The organism is Amycolatopsis sp. SID8362, from assembly GCF_010550475.1.
GTDB classification, from domain to species: domain Bacteria; phylum Actinomycetota; class Actinomycetes; order Mycobacteriales; family Pseudonocardiaceae; genus Amycolatopsis; species Amycolatopsis eburnea.
In genome coordinates, this window is record NZ_JAAGNB010000702.1 from 1 (window position 1) to 6094 (window position 6094).

Consider the following 6094-nt stretch of genomic DNA (forward strand, 5'->3'; position numbering starts at 1 on the left):
TAGCCCGTGATCACGTCGGCGAGCCCGCCGAAGCCCAGCAGCGCGCCGCCCGCCCAGCCCCCGGCGAGCCGGGCGACGCTGCCGTTGACGCTCATCAGGCCGTTGACCCCGGTCACGTCGGCGACGCCGACCAGCTCCGGGACGAGCGCGTTGCGCGCCGGCTCGAACACCGACGCCAGCGCCGCCTGGGCGGCCATCACGGCGTAGACCACCGGGACAGCGGGCTCGGCCAGCAGCGGGAGCGCGACGACGGCGAGCCCGCAGCAGACGCCGAACAGCACCGCGCGGCGGTTCCACCGGTCGGCGACGACGCCGGCGACCGGGCTCAGCAGCACCGCGGGCAGCAGGCCGAGCACGATGCTCAACGCCGTCGTCGCGGCGGAGCCGGTGCGCTGGAAGACGTAGACCGGCAGCGCCACCTGGAGCATCCACTCGGCCGTCTCGCCGAAGAACGCCGCCACCCACAGCCGCGCGAACGCGGGCACCCCCAGCAGCTGTTTCACGCCTCCGCCTTGCCCGAGTGCTCGATGCGCGGGAACGCGCGGAGGCCGAGGTGCACCGATCCCGCGTCGGACGGCGCGTCGGTCCGTATCGCACCGACATAGGGCCGGACCAGCGCGTCGATCGCCTCGGTCAGCCGGGTCAGCTCCGCGGGGGTGACGCGCAGCGCGTAGGTCGACATCCCGGTCGCGGCGCGCCAGGCGGGGTCGAGGTCGTCGAGGGAGTCCAGGTACCGCTGGGTCAGCTCCTGCTCGTGGCTCAGCGTCGCGCCGACCACCCCGAGCTGCGCGGCGCGGTGGGCCGGGTCATCGGCCAGCTCCCCCACCTCGAGCCCGACCTGGCGGGCGCGCCACGGGCGTTCGCGGCCGTCTTCGGCGTCGGCGCGCTCGACGAGCCCGTACTGCGCGAGCTGCCGCAGGTGCCAGCTGCAGTTGGACGCCGTCGAGCCGACCGCCTCCGCGCACTCGCTCGCGGTGCGCGGGCCGACGGCGGTCAGGTGGTTGAGCAGCGCCGACCGGAGCGGGTGCGCCAGCGCGCGCAGCAGCTCGACGTCCTCGATCCGCTTGCGCGGCGGCAGCCCGGCCATCGGTCACCCCGGTTCTGAAAGAGTTGTTTCGAAAGTGTTCTTTTATACTTGGTCCCGCCTGCGGCTTTGTCAACCGGCTGCGCTATCGTTCGCCACGCAGCAGCTGCCCAGGGCAGTGACTGCGCCGTGACCCGACCTTGGATGGACGTTGCCCGACCAGCGCGAACTCGCCACCGCCGCCGCCCTCGCCCTCCCCCGGTTCGTGGGCTCGACCGCGCTCTTCCACGCCGCGGTCGCCGAGCGGATGGGCGTGACCCCGACCGAGCTGCACTGCCTGCACCTGCTCCACGGCGGCGTCAGCGACTCCCCGACCGAGCTGGCCGGCCTGCTCGGGATGTCGACGGGGGCGTTCACGCGCCTGCTCGACCGGATGGCGCTGCACCGGCTGGCCGAGCGCGCGCCCGACCCGGCCGACCGGCGCCGGCTCGTCGTCCGGCCGCTGCCCGACCGGATGGCCGAACTCGCCGAGCTCTACGCGCCGATGGCCCGGTTCGTCGGCGAGCGGCTCGCGCGCTTCGACCGCCGCCAGCTGACGGCCCTGCTCGAGTTCCTGACCGACGGCACCGCGGCCGCCGAGCGGTCGACCGTCGATCTGCCGGATGTGACGCAGGCCATAACCCGTTGACTAACTCTACGGTTGTTGCGTTAACTTGTCCTCACTATGAAGAACTGAACCGCGCCCATCCCGCTTCCGAGGCGGCACCCGGTCGAGCCCGACGCTCCCGCGTGCCACGACGCCCGGCGGGATTTCCGCTTCTTCTCATTGGGCCCGGTGATGCGCAATGTCAACCCTCTTTCCCTTGCAGGCCAAGGACGTCGTCTTCGGCTACGGCACCCGCGTGGTGCTCGACGGCGTCTCGCTGACCGCGTCGGCCGGGCAGCGGCTCGGCCTCGTCGGCGAGAACGGCAGCGGTAAGTCCACCCTGCTGCGCCTGCTCGCCGGGCTCGAAGAACCGCGCTCCGGCGAGGTGCTCCGCGGCCCCGACGTCGGGTTCCTGCTGCAGGAGCTGCCCTTCGCCGCGGACGCGACCTTCGCCGACGTGCTCGACGACGCCCTCGCCGAGATCCGCGCCGCCGCGGCCCGCCTCGACGAGCTGACCGCGGCGATGACCGACCGGCCCGACGACGAAGCCGTGCTCGAGGAGTACGGCCGCGTCCTGGAGTGGGCTCAGGTCCACGACCTCTGGGACGCCGACCGCCGCGCGAAGCTCGTCTGCGACGGGCTCGGCCTCGGCGGCGTCGAACCGGACCGGCGGCTCGGCACGCTCTCGGGCGGGCAGCGGTCCCGGCTCGGGCTGGCCGCGCTGCTCGTCCGGCAGCCGGCGACGCTCCTGCTGGACGAGCCGACCAACCACCTCGACGACCCGGCGATGGCGTTCCTCGAACGCCACCTCGCCGAGCTGACCGGGATCGTCGTGCTGTCGTCGCACGACCGGGTGTTCCTCGACGCCGTCTGCACCGACATCGTCGACCTCGATCCGGCCGCGGCGGACCGGCAGGCGGGCGGCGCGGTCCGCTACGGCGGCAGCTACTCCGACTACCTCGGCCACAAGAAGGCCGAGCGCGCGCGGTGGGAGCAGCGCTACGCCGAAGAACAGGAGGAGCTGAAGGAGCTGCGGGAGACCGTCGCGGTCACCGCGCGGAACGTCGCCTACGGCCGCGGTCCGCGCGACAACGACAAGTTCATCCACCACTTCAAGGGCGCGCGCGTCCAGAAGACGATCTCGCGGCGGGTGCGCGACGCCGAGCAGCGGCTGGAGAACCTGGAACGCGACCAGGTCCGCAAACCCCCGGCGCCGCTGCGGTTCCGGGCGGAGCTCACCGGCCGGGCGGCCGGCGAGGGACCGGCGATTTCGGTGCGCGCGCTGGAAGTCCCGGGCCGGCTGAGCCTGCCGCGGCTGGACGTCGAGGGGTCGGCGCGGCTGCTCGTCACCGGCGGGAACGGCGCGGGGAAGTCGACGCTGCTCTCGGTGCTGGCGGGGCGGCTGGCGCCCGCCACCGGAACGGTCCACTTCGGACACGGCGTGCGGGTCGGGATGCTGGAGCAGGACGTCGCCTTCGACGAGCCGGAGCGGACCGCGGCCCGCGTCTACCGGGACACCCTCGGCGAGGACGCTCCCCCGCTGAGCCGGCTCGGCCTGCTGGCGTCCCGGGACCTGCGGCAGCCCGTCGGCGCGCTTTCGGTCGGCCAGCGGCGGCGGCTGGCGCTGGCGATCCTGCTCGCCGAACCGCCGGACGTCCTCCTGCTGGACGAGCCGACGAACCACATTTCGCTGACCCTGGCGGAAGAGCTGTTCGCGGCGCTCGAAACGGCGCCGGGCGCGGTCGTCATCGCGTCCCACGACCGCTGGCTGCGCCGCGACTGGTCCGGCGACCACCTGCAACTGGCCGACGGCCACCCCGCCGCAGTATAGGTCGTTATACGCTCAAGGGCCGCACTTTCACGTGAAAGTGCGGCCCTTGAGCAGGTTTCAGAGGGCGATGCCGAGGAGGGCGTCGACCGCGATGCGGATCAGGCCCGGGGCCGTGGGGTCCGTGCCGTCGCGGCGCAGGGCCTCGGTCGCCCACGCGTCGATGGCGGCGAGGGCCTTCGGGGTGTCGAGGTCGTCGGACAGGTGGTCGCGCAGCCGCGCGATCGTCGCCTCGGCGGACGGCCCGGTGGCCAGCGAGACGGCTTCGCGCCAGCGCGCCAGCCGCGTCTCGGCTTCGGCGAGCAGCGAGTCCGTCCAGGGCCGGTCGGCGCGGTAGTGGCCGGCGAACAGGGCCAGCCGGATCGCGCCCGGGTCGACCTGGTCGGCCCGCAGCCGCGAGACGAACACCAGGTTGCCGCGGGACTTGGACATCTTCTCGCCGTCGAGGCCGATCATCCCGGCGTGGACGTAGTGGCGGGCGAACGGGCCGTCCTTGGCCACGGCTTCGGCGTGCGCCGCGCTGTACTCGTGGTGCGGGAAGATCAGGTCGGAGCCGCCGCCCTGTAGGTCGAACCCGAGGCCGAGCCGGTTGACCGCGATCGCGCTGCACTCGATGTGCCAGCCGGGACGGCCCGGGCCCAGCTCGGACTCCCACGACGGCTCGCCGTCACGGGCGACACGCCACAGCAGCGCGTCGAGCGGGTGGCGCTTGCCGGGGCGGTCGGGGTCGCCGCCGCGCTCGGCGAAGAACTTCGCCATGGTCGGCTCGTCGTAGTTCGACTCGTAGCCGAACTTGCCGGTCGCCGAGTGGTCGAAGTAGATGTCGGGGAACTCCGGGTCGTCCGCCCGGTAGGCGGCGCCGTTGGCGAGCAGCTTGGCGATGACCTCGACGATCTCCGGGATGCTCTCCACCGCGCCGACGAACTGCTGCGGCGGGACCACCCGCAACGCGGTCATGTCCTCGCGGAACAGCGCCGTCTCGCGCATGCCGAGCACGACCCAGTCGTCCTTGTCCCGCTCGGCGCGCTCCAGCAACGGCTCGTCGATGTCCGTCACGTTCTGCACGTAGTGGACGTCGTGGCCGTTGTCCCGCCAGATCCGGTTCACCAGGTCGAAGGCGAGGTACGTCGCGGCGTGCCCCAGATGCGTCGCGTCGTAGGGCGTGATGCCGCAGACGTACATCCGGGCGGTGGCGCCGGGCGCGGTCGGGCGGATCTGCCCGGTGGCCGTGTCGTGGAGCCGCAGCGGGCGGGGGGTGCCGGGGATGCGGGGCACGTCGACCGATGACCAAGTCTGCATACCCCGACTGTAAGCGCTGCCCCGCGCACCCTCCCGCCCGGTGGGACTCCTCCCCCACGTGGCGGAGTCATTCCTCCCGGTGGGCCGCGTTCGCTTCGATGGCGTCGCGGATGAACGCGCCGACGCCCGGACGCTGCTCATCGGCCCGGACCAGGAACTCCAGCTGCACCGGCTCGGTGACGTACAGCGCCCCGATCCGCCGCTGCGTCTCGTAGGAGCACTCGCCCATCACGCGGGACAGCATCTCCCGGTGTGCCTCGGCCAGCTCCCCGGCCTCGGGGCCGTCCGGCGCGCCGCCGGCGTCCAGGACGGCGTGGAGCCGCGCCACCCACTCCTTCCGGGCGGCCTCCCCGGCCGCCAGGTCCTCCTTGGACGGGGTGGCCGCGCCCCGCCACTCGGGGGTGTGCGCCCACCGGCGGGCGGCTTCCTCCGCGTAGCCGTCCGGCTCGCGGAACTCGCCGAACACTTCGAACTTCTCTTCGGGCGTCAACGCGTTGCCCATGGCTCTCGCCTCCATCACGCGGTCGACGGCCGCGACCATCCGCCCGAGCTCCCCGATCCGCGCCACCAGCAGCTCCCGCTGCCGTTCCAGGTGCGCGTCGGCGTCGATGCCCGGGTCGTCGACGAGGGTCGCGATCGTCTCGAGGGGAAAGCCGAGCTCCCGGTAGAACAGGATGCGCTGCAGCCGGTCGAGGTCCTCGTCGGCGTAGCTGCGGTACCCCGCCGCGGTCCGCCCGCTCGGGCTGAGCAGGCCGATCTCGTCGTAGTGGTGCAGCGTCCGGACGGTGATCCCGGCCAGTGCGGCGACCTTGCCCACCGGATGCCCCATCTGTCCCCTCCTTTTCGGCGGCCGTTCGGCCCTTGCGACGACCACGGTGCTGCCTGACGCGACGTGAGGGTCAAGCATCACCCTTCCGCAACCGCCGTCCCGCGGCGCGCGCGGTTAGCCTGGCCGGATGATCACCGGGCTCGTCGTCGGCGCCGCGGTCGTCGTGATCGCGCTGGTCACGGCGGTTGTGCTGGCGCGGCGCCGTCCGCGTCCCCGGTTCGTCTCCGGCGCCGTCCCGGGCGAGCCGGTCGCCGCTGTGCCGCGCGCCACACTGCTGGCGAAGATCGACGAGACGTTCCGGACCGGCCGGTTCTGCGTCCTGCTCGGCCGGGGCGGAGCGGGCAAGACGCACCTCGCCGCCGCCTACGTCCGGGCGGCGCGTTGCCCGGTGGTGTGGGTGGCGGCCGAAGACCCGGCGGCCCCCGCTCGTGCCTTTGCCGCGCTGGCCCGGGGTTCCGACACCGAAGC

Annotated in this window: 7 protein-coding genes; 3 read left to right on the plus strand and 4 right to left on the minus strand. The window is 73.3% G+C overall.

Annotation, left to right across the window (positions count from 1 at the left end):
• The coding region (locus G3I65_RS21735; RefSeq protein WP_160697746.1) for an MFS transporter at positions 1-503 on the minus strand (503 nt) is incomplete at its 3' end.
• The gene (locus G3I65_RS21740; RefSeq protein ID WP_160697747.1) at positions 500-1087 is read right to left on the minus strand and encodes a helix-turn-helix transcriptional regulator; all 588 of its coding nucleotides are present in this window, start codon (positions 1085-1087) and stop codon (positions 500-502) included. The genes G3I65_RS21735 and G3I65_RS21740, both read right to left, overlap by 4 nt.
• A 148-nt stretch (positions 1088-1235) precedes the next feature.
• Between G3I65_RS21740 and G3I65_RS21745 the strand changes: the two genes are divergently transcribed.
• Positions 1236-1712: a MarR family winged helix-turn-helix transcriptional regulator gene (locus G3I65_RS21745; RefSeq protein ID WP_160697748.1), complete on the plus strand. Its 477-nt coding sequence runs from the start codon at positions 1236-1238 to the stop codon at positions 1710-1712.
• Positions 1713-1869: 157 nt separating this feature from the next.
• Positions 1870-3501 (plus strand): ABC-F family ATP-binding cassette domain-containing protein, encoded by a 1632-nt coding sequence (locus G3I65_RS21750; RefSeq protein ID WP_160697749.1) that lies wholly within the window; start codon positions 1870-1872, stop codon positions 3499-3501.
• A gap of 57 nt (positions 3502-3558) precedes the next feature.
• Here G3I65_RS21750 and mshC read toward each other — a convergent pair whose 3' ends face one another.
• Together mshC and G3I65_RS21760 are read right to left on the minus strand one after the other, a co-directional pair.
• A complete protein-coding gene (mshC, locus tag G3I65_RS21755) occupies positions 3559-4797 on the minus strand; it encodes a cysteine--1-D-myo-inosityl 2-amino-2-deoxy-alpha-D-glucopyranoside ligase (RefSeq protein ID WP_160697750.1) in 1239 nt (412 codons plus the stop codon).
• Positions 4798-4864: 67 nt separating this feature from the next.
• Positions 4865-5626 (minus strand): MerR family transcriptional regulator, encoded by a 762-nt coding sequence (locus tag G3I65_RS21760; protein WP_160697751.1) that lies wholly within the window; start codon positions 5624-5626, stop codon positions 4865-4867.
• A 127-nt stretch (positions 5627-5753) separates the two neighbouring features.
• Here G3I65_RS21760 and G3I65_RS21765 point away from each other — a divergent pair.
• Positions 5754-6094 (plus strand): hypothetical protein (locus G3I65_RS21765; RefSeq protein ID WP_203612455.1); only part of this gene is annotated, 341 nt, incomplete at its 3' end.

Coding starts and splice junctions, on each gene's coding strand:
- G3I65_RS21760 (WP_160697751.1), bottom strand. CDS start 5,626: ATGGGGCATCCGGTGGGCAAGGTCGCCGCACTGGCCGGGATCACCGTC.
- G3I65_RS21750 (WP_160697749.1), top strand. CDS start 1,870: ATGTCAACCCTCTTTCCCTTGCAGGCCAAGGACGTCGTCTTCGGCTAC.
- mshC (WP_160697750.1), bottom strand. CDS start 4,797: ATGCAGACTTGGTCATCGGTCGACGTGCCCCGCATCCCCGGCACCCCC.
- G3I65_RS21740 (WP_160697747.1), bottom strand. CDS start 1,087: ATGGCCGGGCTGCCGCCGCGCAAGCGGATCGAGGACGTCGAGCTGCTG.